This is a genomic window from Pseudomonas sp. RAC1 (assembly GCF_030658255.1).
In the GTDB taxonomy this organism is placed as follows: Bacteria; Pseudomonadota; Gammaproteobacteria; order Pseudomonadales; family Pseudomonadaceae; genus Aquipseudomonas; species Aquipseudomonas boreofloridensis.
Map to the genome: position 1 here is coordinate 127,177 of NZ_JAUTXS020000035.1, position 16,745 is coordinate 143,921.

Consider the following 16,745-nt stretch of genomic DNA (forward strand, 5'->3'; position numbering starts at 1 on the left):
CATGAGCACTGCACTCTCACCCGATCTCCCTGCGCAGACGCGCGCGGCGCCGCTGCGTGCGGCGCAGGTCATTGGTAGCGGCAGCGAAGCCATCGAAGTGGCACAGCGCCTGGCTGCGGATTTCGCCCGCGAGGCCGCCGCACGCGACCGTGAGCGGCGCTTGCCCTGGGCAGAACTGGAGCGCTTCTCCGACAGCGGCCTGTGGGCGATCACCGTACCCAAGGCCTACGGCGGTGCTGGCGTGTCCTACCGCACCCTCAGTGAAGTGATCGCCACGGTGTCCGCCGCCGACTCTTCACTCGGGCAACTGCCGCAGAACCACTTCGGGGTGCTGAGCAACCTTGCCCTGACCGGCAGCGAGGCGCAGAAGCGCGCCTATTACGCCAAGGTGCTGCAGGGCTATCGCTTCGGCAACGCCTTCTCCGAAGCGCGCAGCCAGTACGTGACCACCTTCCAGACGCAGATTCGCTTCGAGGGCGACACCGCCGTGTTGAACGGTGAGAAGGCCTACTGCACCGGCGCGCTGTTCGCCCATATCGTGCCGGTGGCAGGCGTCGATGAACACGACCGCCCGCACATCGCCTTCGTCCCCCGCGATGCCTCCGGCCTGAGCGTGATCGACAGCTGGGACGGCTTCGGCCAGCGCATCACCGCCAGCGGCCAGGTGTGCATCGAGGGCGTGCGCGTGCCGACAAGTGCCGTGATACCGGCCTGGAAGGCCTACGAGCAGCCCACCGCCGATGGACCGATCTCGCAGATCATCCAGGCCGCCGTGGACACTGGCATCGCCCGTGGCGCCTTTGCCGAAACCCTGCGCGTGGCGCGCTTGGCCCGCCCCTGGGTCGACAGCGGCCTGGAGCACGCCTGGCAGGACCCGCTGGCCCAGGCGCTGATCGGCGAATTGGCCTGGCGCCTGCACGCCGCCGAGGCGGTCTTGCAACGTGCCGGCGAGGCGGTGGATGACGCCGTCGCCGAGCCCAGCGAGGCGCGGGTGGCGCAGGCGTCGGTGATCGTCGGCCAGGCCAAAGTGCTGTCCACCGAAATTGCCCTGCAAGCGTCCAGTCGTTTGCTGGAGCTTGGGGGCACGCGCAGCGTCTCGGCCAGCCAGGGGCTTGACCGGTTCTGGCGCAATGCCCGGACCCACACCCTGCATGATCCGGTGCGCTGGAAGTATCACCTGGTCGGCAACCGACTGCTCAATGGCATCGCGCCACCCCGTCACGCCTGGAACTGAGGACCTTTCCATGTCTATTTCACAGGCTCAAGGCCGTGGTGACCTGGCCCATGCCCGCCATGTCGAAGCCTCGCTGCTGGACTACCTGCGCGGGCAGAGCGCCCGCCATGAAGCGCTGGTGATTGCGGCTGTCGGTGACCTGCGTATTCGTATCGACGCAGCCGACGCCTTGCGCGCCCGCGCCGACGACTCGCCTGCGGCGGCCATCGCTTTTCGGTTGGCGGCGGCGGAGGCTGTGCGCCTGGCCGGGCAGACGCACCTGGAGTTGGTCGGGCACGGCCTGCCGGCGCCCGCACCCTCCGAGGCCGAGCCGGCGCTGCCGACCCAGCGGCGCCTGCTCGGCGATCACTATCTCAACGGTGCTGCACCTGCGGCCGGCTGAGCCCGTTTCCTGGGGGGCGTTCGGACGCTGGCCGCAGGTCGGTGTTCAGGACGCCTGGGCGCCGCCGCCGATCTGCCAGACATACGGCGGTTCGCTGCCATTGACTGCCCAGTCGCCAACGATGCGCTCCTTGTAGATCACCGGGTTATGCGAGGCGGCCGTGCGGGCATTGCGCCAGTGGCGATCGAGCTGCCGGGTGATGCGGGTGCTGGACGCGCCCAGGGCGTTGAACAGATCGCTGGTGGCCCGCAGCACCAAGTCCACGGCGGCGACCTGGGCCTGCGCCGAGGTCAGTTCGGCCAGCACGTTGGCGTCTCGTTCGGCTGCGGGTGCCTCCGCCCAATGGGCCAGGTAGGCCTGGTGCGCCGCTTCGGCTGCGCGCAGGGTCGCGGCCTCGGCGGCGTAGACCAGGCCGCTGGCCTTGCCGATCACTTGCAACACCTGGGCATCCTGGCTTACGGCCTGAGCATTGCCATGGCTGAACACCCGCGTGCGGGTACGGGTTTCGCTGCTGAAGTCACGCACCGCAGCGCGTCCGGAGCCGACGATGACGGCCAGCAGCACCAGTTGATAGAACGCCGTCTGGTATTTGAAACGGGTGGCGAAATCGATGATGTCCTCTGGCTCGACCACGGCGTTGTCGAACACCGAGGTGCCGCTGCCGGTGGTGCGCTGGCCGAAACCGTCCCAGTCGTCGCTCAAGGTGACGCCCGGTTGCCGCGTCCGCACCGCCGCGATCACGTCGGCGCTGGTGTCGTCGCGGCGGGCGAACAGGTCGATCCAGTCCGCGAAAATGCTACCGGTACTGTAGTACTTGGTGCCGTTGACCACCCACTGGTCGCCTTGGCGTGACACCCGGGTGAGGACGTCGCCGATCTTGACCGCGCCTATTTCGGTCCAGGCGCAGCCCACCAGGTCACCGTCCACGAAGCGTTTGAACCAGCGGTCCTGGGCGGCGCTGGCATGCGCGTTGAGGCGATCTTCGACGAAGGCGAAGTGCCCGCGCAGCGCCTGGGGCAGATTCGAGTCGGCTTCGGCCAGCTCGATCAGCAGTTGCACCAGTTGCGTCAGCGACGCGCCCGCACCGCCATGCTCGATCGGCACGCGCACGGCGCCGAAGCCCGCTTCCTTGAGCCAGCGGATCGGCTCGAACGGCAAACGGCGCTCACGCTCGCGCTCGACGCTGCCTTCGGCGATGCGGGCGAACAGGGGTCGAAAGCGTGCGGCGAGGGTGTCGTAGTCGGTGCCGGTGGACAGCGTGGGAACGTGGGCGTGAGCGGTCATGGCAATTCTCCTGAGGATGCGAATGCAGTCGGCAGAGGCCTCGCAAACTCCGTGCCCTCTGCGAAAACCCAAGTAAATCAGGAACTTGGTGATTCAGACGGGCGATTGAGCTGTGGCGCGCGCAGCAGCTTGCTGAATCACTGTTGGCAGCGAGGCAGCAGTGCTTGTCGATGCGGCTGTTGCCGGGTGGTCAGGGGTTCAGCAGAGTGCGTGCTTCAGGGCAGTACGGATCGCCTCGTGTTTTCACAAATCATTGATTTGAAATAATTTCTGCTATTGGCACGGTTGCTGCTCCAGCCCTTGTGCGGTCGCCAGTGCGGCCTGACTTTCGAGCCACAGGAGACTTCGTCATGAGCCAAGCGATCAAATTTGCCTACTGGGTGCCCAACGTCAGCGGCGGTCTTGTCGTCAGCAAGATCGAGCAGCGCACCCATTGGGACATCGATTACAACCGCACGCTGGCGCAGATCGCCGAACGTGCCGGATTCGATTACGCGCTGTCGCAGATTCGCTTCACTGCAGGCTACGGGGCCGACAATCAGCATGAGTCGGTGACCATCAGCCACGCGCTGCTGGCGGCGACCGAGAAACTCAAGGTGATTGCCGCGATCCTGCCCGGCCCCTGGACGCCGGCCTTGGCCGCCAAGCAACTGGCAAGCATCGACCAGTTCACCGGCGGGCGCATCGCGGTGAACGTGGTGTCCGGCTGGTTCAAGGGCGAGTTTCGCGCCATCGGCGAGCCTTGGCTGGACCACGACGAGCGCTACCGGCGCTCCGAAGAATTCATTCGGGCCCTGAAGGGCATCTGGACCCAGGACAACTTCAGCTTCCACGGCGACTTCTACCGCTTCAACGACTACAGCCTCAGACCCAAGCCGTTACAGCGACCGCACCCGGAAATCTTCCAGGGCGGAAGTTCGCGGGCCGCACGCGACATGGCCTCGCGGGTGTCGGACTGGTACTTCACCAACGGCAACAGCGTGGCCGGTCTCAAGGCCCAGATCGATGACCTGCGGGCCAAGGCGGCAGCCAACGGTCATTCGGTGAAGGTCGGCGTCAACGCCTTCATCATCGCCCGCGACAGCGAGGAGGAGGCTCAGGCGGTGCTGGCTGAAATCATCGCCAAGGCCGACCCCGAGGCGGTGCGAGGCTTTGCCAGCGAAGCGAAGAACGCCGGGGCGGCCAGTCCCGAAGGCGAGGGCAACTGGGCGCAGTCCAGTTTCGAGGACCTGGTGCAGTACAACGATGGTTTCAAGACCAACCTGATCGGCACGCCCCGGCAGATCGCCGAGCGCATCGTCGCGCTCAAGGCCGTGGGGGTCGATCTGATCCTTTCAGGCTTCCTGCATTTCCAGGAGGAGGTGGAGTATTTCGGTCGGCGGGTCCTGCCGCTGGTGCGCGAGCTTGAGCAGGAGGTGGTGGCGCCCCGGGCGGTGGCCTAGGGCGTTCGATCCCGAGCACGCGCTCAGATCGAGAATTGCAGGGTCCGCTGCGGACGCGCCAGGGAAGGCGCGCCGCGCCGATTGACCACCAACTCGCCAATGGCGATCAGCCGCGCGCGGGTGATGTTGCGGCTCAAGCCCAGCAAACTGGCCGTGTGCACCTGGTTGCAGTGGCAGAAGCGGTAGGCGGTGCGCAACAGGCTGTCTTCGACCTTTTCATGCAGGTCCCCCGCCTGTTCCTCGAACAACCGATGGAACGCCTGCAGCAACTGATCCTCGGCGCTTTGCGGCGCAGCGGTCTGGACCGAGCTCTGGCGCTCGATGCGCAGGTGCGACAAGCGCAGGTCGTCATCACGCACCAGACCGTTGCGGCACACCAGGAGGGTGTGGTGGATGACGTTTTCCAGTTCACGAATGTTGCCCGGCCAGTCATAGCTCAACAGCTTGCGCTCGGCCTCGAGCGTCAGGCGCACCTGGCCGTAGCCGAGCCGGTTGCAGTAGGTGTCGAGGAAGTGCCGGGTCAGCGGCAGGATGTCGCCCGGACGCTCGCGCAGTGGATACAACTGCAGGCTGACCACATTGAGCCGGTAATACAGGTCCTCGCGGAAGTGACCTGCGCCGATGGCCTTGTCCAACTGCACGTTGGTGGCGGCGACCACGCGCACGTCGATTGGCAGGCTCTTGCGCGACCCCAGCCTCACCACTTCGCGCTCTTGCAACACGCGCAGCAGCTTGACCTGGATCGCCATGGGCAGGTCGCCGATCTCGTCGAGGAACAAGGTGCCGCCATTGGCTTCCTCGAACCAGCCAGCCTTGGCGGTCAGGGCGCCGGTGAACGCACCTTTCTCATGACCGAACAGCTCGGCCTCGACCAGTGATTCAGAGAAAGCCCCGCAGTTCACCGCCACGAACGGGCCTTCGCGTCGGCGGCTCAAATGGTGGATGTGACGGGCGACCAGCTCTTTGCCGGTGCCGGTTTCGCCGATCACCAGCACACTGGCCTCGCTCGGCGCGACTTGTTGCAAATGGGCGAGCAACGCTTGCGAACGAGGGTCTTCGAAGACCTGCGCGGTCGCCCGGATCGAGGTAGCCAGAGTCGGCGAGGGGGGGAGGGTCAGCAGTTGCATGGCGATCCTTATCAGTTGCGCACGCGGCTTGGCGTGGATAAACGATTGGGTAGCCAGAGGGTTATAAAGGGGTCGGGTGCTTTTAAAAAATAATAAAAAATCCTATTTGTATTCCTCTGGAGAATATTGATGTAAGGGCCTGTGATTTAAGATCGACACAGGTACGTTCTGGAGGACGCCATCTTGGATGCCATGACTGTCGATGAACTCGCCGCGCAGCTGTTGGCGCAAGGCTGCAACCCGTCGCTTTACGCCATCGGTTCGCGGGGCGCGGCGTCCGATGTTTTTTATCTGAGCCAAGTGGGTGGGCGTTGGCAGGTTTGCTATACGGAGCGCGGGCGGGATGCTGAGCCGATCTATGTATCGGCGAGTGAGTCAGAGGCTTGCCAATTCTTTTTTGAGCACGTCATGGCGATGCGGCATGACCACTGCGTGGGTTTTTTCGACCGCGAAGACGAGGCTGTGGCGTTGCGGCGCGAGCTGGGTGAATTGGGGGTGCAGAGCTGGATCGATACGATTCCCTATGGGGGCGAGCGGGATCTTCGGTATCGGGTGTTTGTGGTGGGGAAGGGGATTCATGTGGCAATGGCGGTGTTGGGGGAGGGGCGGTGCCGTGGCGTGGATCTGACCTTTGATCATAGCGCCACGGCGTCTGTAAATGCTTCTGGCGGAGCTATGGAATCTTGATTCCCAGTGCGTTCAGCGTAGGGGTATCCATTCGTCCATGCACGGTGAGCGCGCTGTCGGATTGGAAGGACATCAATGCCCCGCGCGTGGCTTTGCCCATGACCCCGTCGATTGCGCCTTGATAGTACTGGCGCACCATCAGCGCGGTCTGCACGCGAGTCACCAAGTCGTTTTTCTGTGCATTGGTCGCGCGGGTTTTCGACGTACTTGAGCTTGACGCGCCGGCGGTTCCAGAGGGTTGGTAAAAGCTGTTGCCGGTTGAGCTGCTCGGCGCGGTGTAGCTGCGGGTGCTGGTAGCAGGTGGGCTGTAGGCACGAGGCGCGCTGTAGCCACCTGAGCCACTGTAGTGGGAGCTGTGCGAACTGTGGGATCGATGCGAACTGTGCGAGCGATGTGCCGCATAGATGTTCAGGGCATCCGCGGCATTGAGCGTATCTGCGAATACCGGCGGTTGCAGCTTGTCGCTAGGCTGCCAGTCGGTATCTGCCAGCGGCATGGGACCGGCTTGGGCTAGGGCGGTGCCTGCCATGGGGAGCAGGCTCATACTGCTGATCAAGACTTTCCAACGGTCGAGTAACTTCACTGTGCACTCCTTGCATAGGCGCTAAAGGCCTCGGTCGATAGTTGTCGTACACCTCGGCTCTGCCAGCGGTCGGTGTGGGATTTGAAGAATCCAGAACACTGTTCGACGGCTGCGCAGTGTTGGCAGGCATCTATGAACAGATTCTTCCAGTCCGAAATGCTCTGACGGGCAAAGCGCGATAGAGCAGGTGGAATCAGGCACAGAGGAAGGTTGTAGATGGAAACCGGTATCCCCCGATTGGACAGGAAGTAGGTGGCTTGACTCAACCACTCCTGATAGTCGAGCGGGTCGATCCACAGTTGCTCGTAGTGCTTCCTGGCCAAGCCGGTGCTCTCGATGCCCATCAGTGCAACATGCCGCACGAAGGGCAGGTTCCTGAAGATGTAGTGGGCCAGTTCAGGCAAGCGAGGCGTGGTCAGGCGATTGAGTACGACGCGGATTTCTATGATCTGGTCTGCTCGTGCCAGGTTGTACAGACCCTGCATTGTCTCGCTGAACGCTCCTTCAGCCTGCACCACATAATCATGGTCTTCGGCGTTGTCGGCATACAGCGGGATACCCCAGCTCAGTTGTGGGTGGGCGATAGCAGTCAGTGCAGGGATCCAGCTCGGGTCCTGGAACAGTCGTCCGTTGCTGAGCACATGGATGGACTTATCTGGTAACACGGCTTTGCACTTGGCCAGGATTTCCAGCAAGCCAGTGCGATAGAGCGTGGGCTCTCCGCCGCTGATCCCCAGGTTTTCCTCGCCCGGGTCCATCAAGTCGATCAGCCGGAGGTTTTCCTCGATGTGCCAACGATCATCGATATCTTTCGGCGGCTGCGAGCACATCAAGCACAGGCTGTTGCAACGATCTGTCATGAAAAGCAAGTTGCTGTCCGAGCCTCTTCGATAGAGCACTCGCACCAACGTACTGCCGGGTGTGACAGCAATGACATCTCCGGGCTGCACAACATTCGCGTCCCTAGGCGTATGCAAATGGAGTTGTGCAGCTTCGAGCTCGCCCATAAACGGCTCGGGTGTGAGAAAGCCGCCCACGGGTAATGAGATCAACTGCGGGCTATCTAAACGTTGCCGGTTTGGCAGCCAAAGCAAGAGATCGTCGAACGCCACACGTCCCGCGCAAACGGCCAGTCCTTGTTCGATGAATTCATCGAGCGTGACGACCTTGAGCAATCTTGGTTCGTTCAGATGCCGGATTTCGAAATGGGTATCCTTTCGCAGCATCACCATCAGCCCCTGTAGCCAGCAAGTCGGACATCGCTGTAGGAGCGTCTGCTCAACCAGGACAGCAGTACCCTTTGCACATTGTCGTCGCCGTCGCGAAGTAGCCTGAAGACCTGCTTGAGCAACCCCATGTTCTTTTTGCAGAACGTGCTGAACATCCGATGTCCGATCGGGTCGCCTTGACGTGCGAAGTGCTCGATGGGATCTGCGCCACAGTAGGGAACGAGTGCGCAGTCCGAGCAGCCCGGTAGTGCCTCTGCAACGCCGCTGGCAAGCAGTGCCTGCATGACGGGTGATCCGAGCAGTTCAGGCAACGGTTGCTGCACAGAACCTAGTCTCAGTCCGCTTTCTCCCATCTCCAGCAACATCCGCGCTTCGTCCGACGGATAGACGTAGCCGTCATAGTTGTAAACCAGCGCCGCAGTACCAGCGCCTGCAGGGGAGCGCAGGTCTACGTATCCTGATGAGAAGGGTGTGAGAATGTTCTTCAGCAGCAGACTGGTGTAACTCTCGGACAGGTAAACGCCTTGCTGATTTATGTTCAGCAAGTACGTCAGTGCTCTGTCATGGAAGTCCAAGTATCGCTCAATCGGGTAATCAAGGCGCTGGGCGCTTTTGGTGGCAAAGCCATAGGGGCTCAAGGGCCGAAGCGAAATACTGGAGAACCCCAGTTTCACGTACTCATCAATGATCGCTTCTGGCTGTTCGAGACTTCTGGAGGTGAGCGTAGTCAGCGCTGACACTGCATCGTGACCGAGGCGTTCACGTACCCGCTCGATACCTTCGACCGTACGCTCGTAGGCATCTCGCGAAGGCGTGGGACGATTGGCGTTATGCAAGGCCGCCGGGCCATCGAGCGAAGTCGAAAATTGAATATCGTGCTGTGCTGCGAAGTCGAGCACATCGTCCGTCAGGTGATGCAGTGTGGTGGTGATGACGAACTGGATATCGCGCTGTTGCACTCGATTACGTTCGACTACCCATTCGACAATCTGGCGGACTCGCTCAAAAGCCAGAAGTGGCTCACCCCCTTGAAACTCTACGGTCAGAGCGGGCGCGTTCGATTCGAACAGGCGGTCGACAGCCGCGCGTGCATTTTCCTCGGACAGGTCGTGGCCAGAGCCGCTTAGTGGTGCTCGCGAAACCTGACAATACTGGCAAGTATGGTTGCAGCGCAGGGTCACCACAAACAGGTGTAGAGCAGGACCCTGGAAAAGGAAATCCTTACGACTGCGATACTGTGCGGCCATTTGCGCAAAGGGGTCGTGGCGCTCTGGCTCGTAAATGAAGTGGCGAGCGAGCAAGTCCTTGTAAAACGCAGAGCCTGTTTGGACGTCGAATTGACTGAGCGCGCGTAATTGCTCGTCATTGACATGCAAGTGTTCACCCGTGTCGGAGGTGATCAGGATGTCATGGCTGGATCCTGTGTCCATCCGCATGAACCGCAAGGGTAATAGACGGTAGTGTCTGGCATCTGTTGCAATCAGAGTCACTGGGAAATCCCGCATCCAGCGAGCGCGGCTCGGGCCAGAATCTCACGCAGCCCTGCGGTTTCGCGGTTGATATGGTCGCGCAAGGCGAAGTCATTCAAATGCTGGAGGATCAGTGTGCTGGCGTATCGCGCGGCAAGTGTCAGATTGGCGTGGGCCGGCAGCGCTTCGAGAGCAATTTGTTGGTCTTCGACCGATACTTGGATGGCGACGATGTCAGCGAGGGAATACACCGCCCGTTGCACCACGCTGAGGGAATAAACTGCACTATCGAGTTTCAGGATGACAGGCCATGTCATGGGAACCGGTCCTTCAAATCCGTTGGAGGCGTGTGGATTTTGCCGGTTTTTAGGGCATTATGCCATTATGATTTTTTACATCTGCACACAAAAATTATGAGCGGATGCTGGTCAGCCTGATGCTGATAGCCTTGAAGTGTTCGGGAATTGCTGATCAGCCCATTCTTATGGGTGCTCCATGGCGGAGCAGTGAGGTCTAAATCCGACATCGACATCGCTACGCACCTCTACAAGATCGGTTCGGTGCTGGAGGGCGCTCCGAAGACAGCGGGCATCATTGACGGGCAATTCTTCGCTTAATCGAGCCTACAAACTCTCAGGATCCCCAAAGAACATTTTGACTGGGCTCTAGGACGCCTGCTCCAGGTCTAAAAATCGAAAATATGCCCCCAGTTTTGCCCCCAGTCGCAGCAGGTGATCGGGCGATCACGATTGACGATTTCTGACACGCACCCAGATGGAGGTCGGTGATTTTCAGTGTACGTCATTGGTGCGAGAAGAGCGGTACCCGAATGATGGGGTTGCAGTAGACCACACGATCGGACGCAGCTCAGCTGACCACTGCTTATTTCTCACTTCTCGGGGGCTTGTTCAACCCTCACACTCTCGGCTCAGTCGACTTCACCTTGCCTTGTGATCGCCTTCTTTCCTGAGTTCGTTTAGCTCCGTTCAGGTAATACTGTCACGAGTGCCTGTTCTTTCTGAAGCGATGTCGCTAACGGTACTGGCGCTCAGCATCACGCTGGCTGGCGACTAGTATCAGTATTCCTGATACTGTTTTTTCGGCTGCTGTTTTGCTGATGCTGCAGTCGTAGACTCGTTCGTAACCGGCCACCCGAGCCGGCCCACAACTACAAGAAGCAAGTGGAGACACGAATGAGTAGCCAAGTTTCGTTCGAAGACCTCCCCCTGAGCCGCTTCCATATCCGGACGGTGTTCAGCGGTACGGGCGGTCAATTCAGTGACGGATTCGTGCTAGGGATCATTGGCATCGCGGTCAGCATGGCGGCGGGGCCGTTGCAATTGAATGCACTATGGATGGGTCTATTAGGCGCGGCATCCCTGGCTGGCCTGTTTCTAGGTAGCCTGATTGCCGGGCCCCTGGCGGACCGGTTTGGTCGACGTACCATCTTTGCATGGGACATGTTGCTGTTCGCGGTCATCTCGGCTTCGCAGTTTTTCGTGACTTCACCTGAACAGTTATTGGTGCTGCGGCTGTTGCTCGGCCTAGTGCTCGGTTTTGACTATGTGGTGAGCAAGTCGCTGGTGACCGAGTTCGCCCCACGACGTTACCGTGGTCGCCTCCTCAGCGTGCTGGCAGCGGCCTGGGCCGCAGGCTATGTGGCGGCGTATCTGGTGGGCTTTGCCATTCGCGATATTGGCCCGGACGCTTGGCGCCTGATGCTGGCGTTGAGCGGTGTACCTGCATTGCTGATTTTACCGCTGCGCCTGGGCGTGCCGGAGTCGCCGATATGGCTAATGGCTCGTGGTCGCAGCCAGGAAGCGCTGGCCATTGTGCACGCAAAATTCGGTCCCCATGTGAGCCTGCCGGCAGCGTCCCCCTCCCAGCAAACACGTGGTGGCATCAGGGAATTGATGAGCAAGCGCTGGCGGCGTAACACCTTGGTGGGCTGTGTGTTCTACACCTGCCAGGTGATCCCGTTCTTCGCCCTAGGAACCTTTTCGCCGCGGGTACTGGAAGCGCTGAATGTGCAGGACAAGTTCGTTGGGGGTCTGGTCTACAACGTGCTGCTGATGCTCGGTGCACTGCTTGGCTTGCTGATTATTGACCGGATCTCGCGCCGGGCGTTTCTGGTCGGTACTTTCTACCTCAGTGCGGTGGGTCTGGCTGCGTTGGCCTGGGCCGGATTCGGGCCAATGGGAACGATCATCGCGTTCGGCTTCTTCGCCTGCGTGCTGGCGGCCGCAGTCAACCTTGAGTTCGTCTACCCAGGCGAGCTGTTCCCCACCCATCTGCGCGCCTCGGGCATCGGTGTGGCAGTCGCTGCGAGTCGCTTTGGCTCGGCATTTGCCACCTTCCTGCTGCCGATTGCAGTGCAACACCTTGGGGTACATACCGCTCTAGGGGTCTGCGTGGGTGTGCTGGTATTTGGTGGTGTGTTCTGCCATCTGTTCGCGCCTGAGACCAGCAAAGAGCAGCTTGCCGCTGTAACCCCCGATGCGCAGGCTGCGGTCTCGGCCGACGCCCATTGATTCTTGGAAGAGGTTAAGCCCATGCCCAGCAACCGACTGATCGACATGCATGCGGTCCAGGTTTTCATCGCCGTGGCAGAGGAGGGCAGCATGTCGGGTGCAGCCAATCGCATGGGTATCTCGCAGTCCGGGGTGTCGCAGATGGTTCGCCAGTTGGAGGATGAGCTCGGTGTGGTGCTGGTCGACCGCACGACCCGCCCTCTGGCGCTCACCCCTTTCGGACTGGCTTTGCGCCATCGAGGCGCATTGCTCAGTGAGGAGCTCATGAACCTCAAGGCTCAGGTGCTCGATGCCGGTCGCGGCGTCAAACCCGACCTACGCCTCGGGTTGGTGGACTCGTTCGCCTCCACCTGTGGTTCCCTGCTCACTCGCCATCTGCTCAACCAAGTGTCGCAGTTATCGGTGCGTACGGGACTGAGCCCGCAACAAGGAGAGTCGTTACTGCGGCGTGATCTCGACCTGATCGTGACCAGCGACCCGTTGATGGATGCAAACGGTGTGATCCGCTATCGCCTGCTAACTGAGCGCTATTTTGTGATCACCCCGAAATCTGCCGGCAGACAACTGAATAGTCTGGACGATGTGCGGGCGATGGCGAACGTACTGCCTGTGGTGCGCTTCAACCGCAACTCGCAAGTTGGCTTGCAGATCGACCGGCATCTGCGGGGTCTCAATGTGCGTGTGCCCAACCGCCTGGAACTGGATAACGCCGACGCCCTGACTGCCATGGTCGCCGAAGGCATCGGTTGGGCGGTGACCAGCCCGATGTGCTTCCTCCAGGCCATGCCCTGGGTGGACAACGTCACCGCTCACCTCGCCCCCGAGCTGAGCCTAGAGCGCTCGTTGTACCTGGTGGCCAGGCGTAATGAATACGGCGCCTTCTTCGCAGATGCCTGCGAGTCGGCCCGTGCCGTCATCCTCGATTCCTTCCTGCCGCGGCTCAAGGCGCTGGGCAAAGGGGTAGAGGCTTTAGTGAATATCGATGAGGGGAATACCCGTGAGTACTTTTGACCATGTCGACGTGCGCGTCGAGCAAGATTATGTAGGCGCTGTGCAGATCCCGGCTGACAAACTGTACGGGGTCAATAGCGTACGCGGTTTCGACAACCTGCGGGTGTCTCCGCTGACCGTCGCTCATTACTCGGCCTTTCGCGATGCTTTCGCCCAATGCAAGTGGGCCGCAGCGTTGGCCAACCTTGATTGCGGGGTAATTCAGGACGCCCAGGCTGAAGCCATTGCCCGAGCCTGCCAGTCGCTGATCGCAGGAGAGTGTGACGATTCGCTGATCGTTGACCTACTGGAAGGCTCCGGCGGGACCTCGACCAACATGAACTTCAACGAGGTCATTGCCAACCGCGCCCAGCAGTTGCTCGGTCATGTTGCGGGTAGCTACGAGGTGGTCCACCCCAACGACCACGTCAATATCTCGCAGTCGACTAATGACGTGTACCCCGCAGCGCTGAAAGTCGCGACTCACGCCATGCTCGCTGGGCTGATAGACGAAGTACGGCTGCTGGCCCAGGTGTTCGACGCCAAAGCCACGCAGTTTGCCGACATCCTTCATCTTGGTCGTACTTGCCTGCAAGATGCGCAGCCCATGCGTCTGGGCCAGCTGTTCTCAGGCTATGCCTCGCTGACTCATCGCCTCGCCGATGAGTTGGGTGCAGTGCGCGAAAAACTGCATACGCTGCCGTTGGGCGGTACTGCTATTGGGACCGGTTTTGGGGCGCCCAAGGCTTATCGTGCGGCGGTCTACCAACATCTGGCAAAGATCACCGGTGTCGCTTACCAAGCCCCGGCCAACCCCTTCGATGCGATGCAGAACATGGATGTTTTCGGCCGCGTTTCGGGCGAACTGCGTACTTGTGCCGCCTCACTGGCCAAAATCGCCGCCGACTTGACCAAGCTCTCATCGGGCCCGGTCGGCGGCGTGGGTGAGCTGAAGCTACCTGAAGCCCAGGCTGGCTCTTCTATCATGCCAGGCAAGGTGAACCCTGTTCTGCCAATGTCGATGATCCAACTTAGCTTCGCAGTCATTGGCAACGATGTCGCGGTAGCACAGGCTGTGCAGTACGGTGAGCTAGAGATCAACCACTTCGAGCCCGTGGTCGCCTCTCGCGTGTTCGACAGCATCACCCTGCTGACTCAAGGTATCCAGCGTTTCCGCGAAAAATGCGTTGCCGGGATTGTTGCCGACGAAGCGCGGAATTTGGAGCACCTGACAGACTCGATGGCGGTCGCTACGGCGTTGGTTCCACAGCTGGGTTACGCCAACGTCAGCAAGCTCGCACGCCAGTCGGTGAAAGAAGGCCGGCCTTTGCTGGAAATCATGGAGGAGTCCGGCCTGATGACGAAGGCTGAAGCCATGGCGGCAATCGAACAAGCTTCTTATCCGGTATTCGGGGCCTGAGTTTGAAAGGGGGGCGCGAGCGCCCCGTCCATTGTTTATAGAGTCAGATGAATAGTTACGAATTGCTGAGTTTGTTGACGGGAGACGAATTCGAATGTCCCGTCGAGTACCATGAAAAAATCTATAACATGGCAGAGTCCGGGCAACTCAAAATGAGATTGCGGGGCATGCGCTGCAAGAATCTCCTGTTGCGCGACAAGAAGAGAGGGTTGTATCTGGTGGTGACGACGGCCGATAAGGCAGTCGACCTGTCAAGATTGAGTGGTGTGCTGGGTTGTAGCCGACTGTCGTTGGCCTCGACTGAGCAGTTGTTCGATGTGCTTAAAGTTGTGCCAGGTGCGCTAAGTCCGCTCGCGTTGGTCAACGACGTGGATCGGGAAATAACTCTGGTCCTCGATCAGGCACTTGAAGGTGTTCCACTATATCTCTTTCATCCCTTGGATAATGGCGTTTCAGTACAGCTGTCCAGGCAGCAACTGCAGCAGTTTTTGGAAAAAGTAGACCATGTTGCGAGTTGGCTGGATGTTGCTGCACGTTGTTAAGGTTTTTCAATAATAAAACATTGCAGGATGCAAGCTAAAACCCATTTTCTCTGCCTTTGTAACCATTTAAAGCAGGTGACCAATGAAAACGTTCAACGTAGGAATTGCGGCAGCGCTAATCTCACTGTCTTCGATCACATCGGTTATGGCCAACACTGAACAAACTACTCAACGACCTACCGTTGCGGTGCTAGCTACTGGCGGCACAATCGCTGGTACCGCCGCACAAGAAACTCAGACCACAGGCTACAAGCCAGGGGTTCTGACCGCTCAGGCCTTAGTTGCTTCGGTCCCGGCTTTGGATAAGGTTGCCACTGTTCAGGCCGAGCAGGTTGCAAACGTGGGCAGCGACAACATGGACAACGAGGTCCTGCTCAAGCTGGCCAAGCGTATAAACGAAGTGCTAAAGCAGGACAACGTCTCCGGGGTGGTGGTCACACACGGTACTGACACCCTTGAGGAGACTGCCTACTTTCTGAACTTGGTAGTCAAGAGCGACAAACCTGTAGTGGTAACGGGTTCGATGCGACCGTCCACGGCGATCGGTGCGGATGGACCGAGTAATATCCTGCAAGCGGTCACCGTTGCAGCGTCGCCTGCCGCCAAAGGCCGTGGTGTGATGGTTGTGTTGAATGATCGCATTGGTGCCGCGCGTACCATTACTAAGACTGATGCGAACTCTCTGGACACCTTCAAGGCTACCTCCGGTGGCTATCTGGGTACCTTGGTCAACCTGCAACCGATTTTCGAGACAAAAGTTGAAAAGCGCCACACCACTGAGACGCCGTTTGACGTTTCCAAGCTAGATAGCCTGCCTAAGGTCGATATCGTTTACGGTTATCAAAACGACAATGGCTATATGTATGATGCGGCAGTTCAGAACAAAGCGAAGGGTATCGTCATTGCCGGTGTCGGTGCGGGTAGCGAGTCCAAATACATTCTGCCGTCAGTTCGAAAAGCCATTGATCAAGGCGTCGTCGTGGTTCGTTCGTCGAGGACCGGCAGTGGTCACGTTCCCGCTGACGACGCTTACCCAGGTGTACTCGGCGATGACCTGAACCCACAGAAAGCACGCATACTTCTGATGCTTGCCCTGACCGTTACGCAAGATGCGGCGAAAATTCAGGATATGTTCCATCAATACTGATCACCGAGCGACTGTCTATAAATTCTGCTGGCTACGGCCATCAGCATCAGGGGCAGGATATGCAGTGAGAAATTCTGCAAATCTTGGTAAATGCTCCTGATGATACAGGTCCACTCTTCTAGAGTGTTTGGCACTGCGAAAGCAGTGCCTTTTTTTTAGAAATTGCTGACAGCCCATCAGTTCTCGTAATGCCCCTGAGTGTAATCATGAGAATAGAGATTCGAGGAGATGCAGGCAACCAGCACCAGTAGCATCCAGGTTGGCTTGCTGCGTCATGCGACAGCTTGTGCACCAGTGATCTCCACCAGCGATCCGCAAATGAACGCCGCCTCTTGCGACGCCAGGAACGCCACCAGCGCCGCTACTTCCTCGGGTTTGCCGATGCGCCCAAACGGCACCATCTGGTCCAGGTCGGCAATTGTTCGGCCTGAGCGCTTGACCCCGGCTTCCAGCATTGGCGTGTGGATCTCGCCCGGGCATACCCCATTCACCCGCACTTTGTGAGGCGCATAGTCCCGCGCCAGGTTCTGTGTGAAAGGTACGCGATCCATAAACCCCACCTGCCCAACAGTGGGGTAACGAGTTACCGTGGCATCTCTGGCGAGCAGTTCCACGGTAGCAGCGCTTCGTAGTCTGCTACCGACGAGGCGTGCGGTAGCCGCTCTAGTACGTGGCGCA

General features: G+C 59.7%; 17 protein-coding genes. 9 read left to right on the forward strand and 8 right to left on the reverse strand.

From position 1 onward, the window contains the following. Position 1 precedes the first annotated feature (1 nt). Together Q7C30_RS14940 and Q7C30_RS14945 are read left to right on the forward strand one after the other, a co-directional pair. Positions 2 to 1,234: an SfnB family sulfur acquisition oxidoreductase gene (locus Q7C30_RS14940; RefSeq protein ID WP_317871955.1), complete on the forward strand. Its 1,233-nt coding sequence runs from the start codon at positions 2 to 4 to the stop codon at positions 1,232 to 1,234. Positions 1,235 to 1,244: 10 nt separating this feature from the next. Then, positions 1,245 to 1,616 carry a hypothetical protein gene (locus tag Q7C30_RS14945; protein ID WP_116888382.1) on the forward strand — a complete coding sequence of 124 codons (372 nt, stop codon included), beginning with the start codon at positions 1,245 to 1,247 and terminating at the stop codon, positions 1,614 to 1,616. 45 nt (positions 1,617 to 1,661) lie between these two features. Here the strand turns inward: Q7C30_RS14945 and Q7C30_RS14950 are convergent, their stop codons facing one another. Continuing rightward, the gene (locus Q7C30_RS14950; RefSeq protein ID WP_317871956.1) at positions 1,662 to 2,900 is read right to left on the reverse strand and encodes an acyl-CoA dehydrogenase family protein; all 1,239 of its coding nucleotides are present in this window, start codon (positions 2,898 to 2,900) and stop codon (positions 1,662 to 1,664) included. A 350-nt stretch (positions 2,901 to 3,250) separates the two neighbouring features. On the opposite strand from Q7C30_RS14950, the gene sfnG reads away from it, so the two are divergent. Continuing rightward, on the forward strand, positions 3,251 to 4,342 hold the full coding sequence (gene sfnG / locus Q7C30_RS14955) for a dimethylsulfone monooxygenase SfnG (RefSeq protein WP_317871957.1): 1,092 nt from the start codon (positions 3,251 to 3,253) through the stop codon (positions 4,340 to 4,342). Positions 4,343 to 4,365: 23 nt separating this feature from the next. Here sfnG and Q7C30_RS14960 read toward each other — a convergent pair whose 3' ends face one another. After that, a complete protein-coding gene (locus tag Q7C30_RS14960; protein WP_317871958.1) occupies positions 4,366 to 5,469 on the reverse strand; it encodes a sigma-54 dependent transcriptional regulator in 1,104 nt (367 codons plus the stop codon). 183 nt (positions 5,470 to 5,652) lie between these two features. Between Q7C30_RS14960 and Q7C30_RS14965 the strand changes: the two genes are divergently transcribed. Then, positions 5,653 to 6,156: an SPOR domain-containing protein gene (locus Q7C30_RS14965; RefSeq protein ID WP_317871959.1), complete on the forward strand. Its 504-nt coding sequence runs from the start codon at positions 5,653 to 5,655 to the stop codon at positions 6,154 to 6,156. On the opposite strand, the gene hxsA is transcribed toward Q7C30_RS14965, so the two are convergent. The 4 genes from hxsA to hxsD are packed head-to-tail and all read right to left on the reverse strand — an operon-like array spanning position 6,143 to position 9,754. Next, the gene (hxsA, locus tag Q7C30_RS14970; protein WP_317871960.1) at positions 6,143 to 6,739 is read right to left on the reverse strand and encodes a His-Xaa-Ser repeat protein HxsA; all 597 of its coding nucleotides are present in this window, start codon (positions 6,737 to 6,739) and stop codon (positions 6,143 to 6,145) included. The genes Q7C30_RS14965 and hxsA overlap by 14 nt on opposite strands. Next, on the reverse strand, positions 6,736 to 7,971 hold the full coding sequence (gene hxsC, locus Q7C30_RS14975; RefSeq protein WP_317871961.1) for a His-Xaa-Ser system radical SAM maturase HxsC: 1,236 nt from the start codon (positions 7,969 to 7,971) through the stop codon (positions 6,736 to 6,738). Before hxsC ends, hxsA begins: the two co-directional genes overlap by 4 nt. After that, on the reverse strand, positions 7,971 to 9,458 hold the full coding sequence (hxsB, locus tag Q7C30_RS14980) for a His-Xaa-Ser system radical SAM maturase HxsB (protein WP_317871962.1): 1,488 nt from the start codon (positions 9,456 to 9,458) through the stop codon (positions 7,971 to 7,973). The genes hxsC and hxsB overlap by 1 nt, the downstream gene beginning before the upstream one ends. Beyond that, on the reverse strand, positions 9,455 to 9,754 hold the full coding sequence (gene hxsD, locus Q7C30_RS14985; RefSeq protein ID WP_039578066.1) for a His-Xaa-Ser system protein HxsD: 300 nt from the start codon (positions 9,752 to 9,754) through the stop codon (positions 9,455 to 9,457). The genes hxsB and hxsD overlap by 4 nt, the downstream gene beginning before the upstream one ends. Positions 9,755 to 10,630: 876 nt before the next feature. On the opposite strand from hxsD, the gene Q7C30_RS14990 reads away from it, so the two are divergent. The 5 genes from Q7C30_RS14990 to Q7C30_RS15010 all read left to right on the forward strand — a co-directional run bounded on the left by Q7C30_RS14990 (position 10,631) and on the right by Q7C30_RS15010 (position 16,067). Further along, entirely contained in the window at positions 10,631 to 11,968 is a 1,338-nt protein-coding gene (locus tag Q7C30_RS14990; RefSeq protein WP_317871963.1) for an MFS transporter, read from the forward strand. A 21-nt stretch (positions 11,969 to 11,989) separates the two neighbouring features. Beyond that, a complete protein-coding gene (locus tag Q7C30_RS14995; protein ID WP_201163160.1) occupies positions 11,990 to 12,979 on the forward strand; it encodes a LysR family transcriptional regulator in 990 nt (329 codons plus the stop codon). Then, on the forward strand, positions 12,966 to 14,378 hold the full coding sequence (locus tag Q7C30_RS15000) for an aspartate ammonia-lyase (protein ID WP_317871964.1): 1,413 nt from the start codon (positions 12,966 to 12,968) through the stop codon (positions 14,376 to 14,378). Before Q7C30_RS14995 ends, Q7C30_RS15000 begins: the two co-directional genes overlap by 14 nt. A gap of 47 nt (positions 14,379 to 14,425) precedes the next feature. Further along, positions 14,426 to 14,920, forward strand: coding sequence for a YbaK/EbsC family protein (locus Q7C30_RS15005; protein WP_317871965.1), 495 nt, complete (start codon positions 14,426 to 14,428; stop codon positions 14,918 to 14,920). A gap of 82 nt (positions 14,921 to 15,002) precedes the next feature. Beyond that, complete coding sequence (locus Q7C30_RS15010; RefSeq protein ID WP_317871966.1) at positions 15,003 to 16,067, forward strand: asparaginase; 1,065 nt, start codon at positions 15,003 to 15,005, stop codon at positions 16,065 to 16,067. Positions 16,068 to 16,339: 272 nt separating this feature from the next. Here Q7C30_RS15010 and Q7C30_RS15015 read toward each other — a convergent pair whose 3' ends face one another. Together Q7C30_RS15015 and Q7C30_RS15020 are read right to left on the reverse strand one after the other, a co-directional pair. Next, positions 16,340 to 16,618: an SDR family oxidoreductase gene (locus Q7C30_RS15015; RefSeq protein ID WP_317871967.1), complete on the reverse strand. Its 279-nt coding sequence runs from the start codon at positions 16,616 to 16,618 to the stop codon at positions 16,340 to 16,342. A 32-nt stretch (positions 16,619 to 16,650) separates the two neighbouring features. Next, positions 16,651 to 16,745 (reverse strand): transposase domain-containing protein (locus tag Q7C30_RS15020; RefSeq protein ID WP_317871890.1); only part of this gene is annotated, 95 nt, incomplete at its 5' end.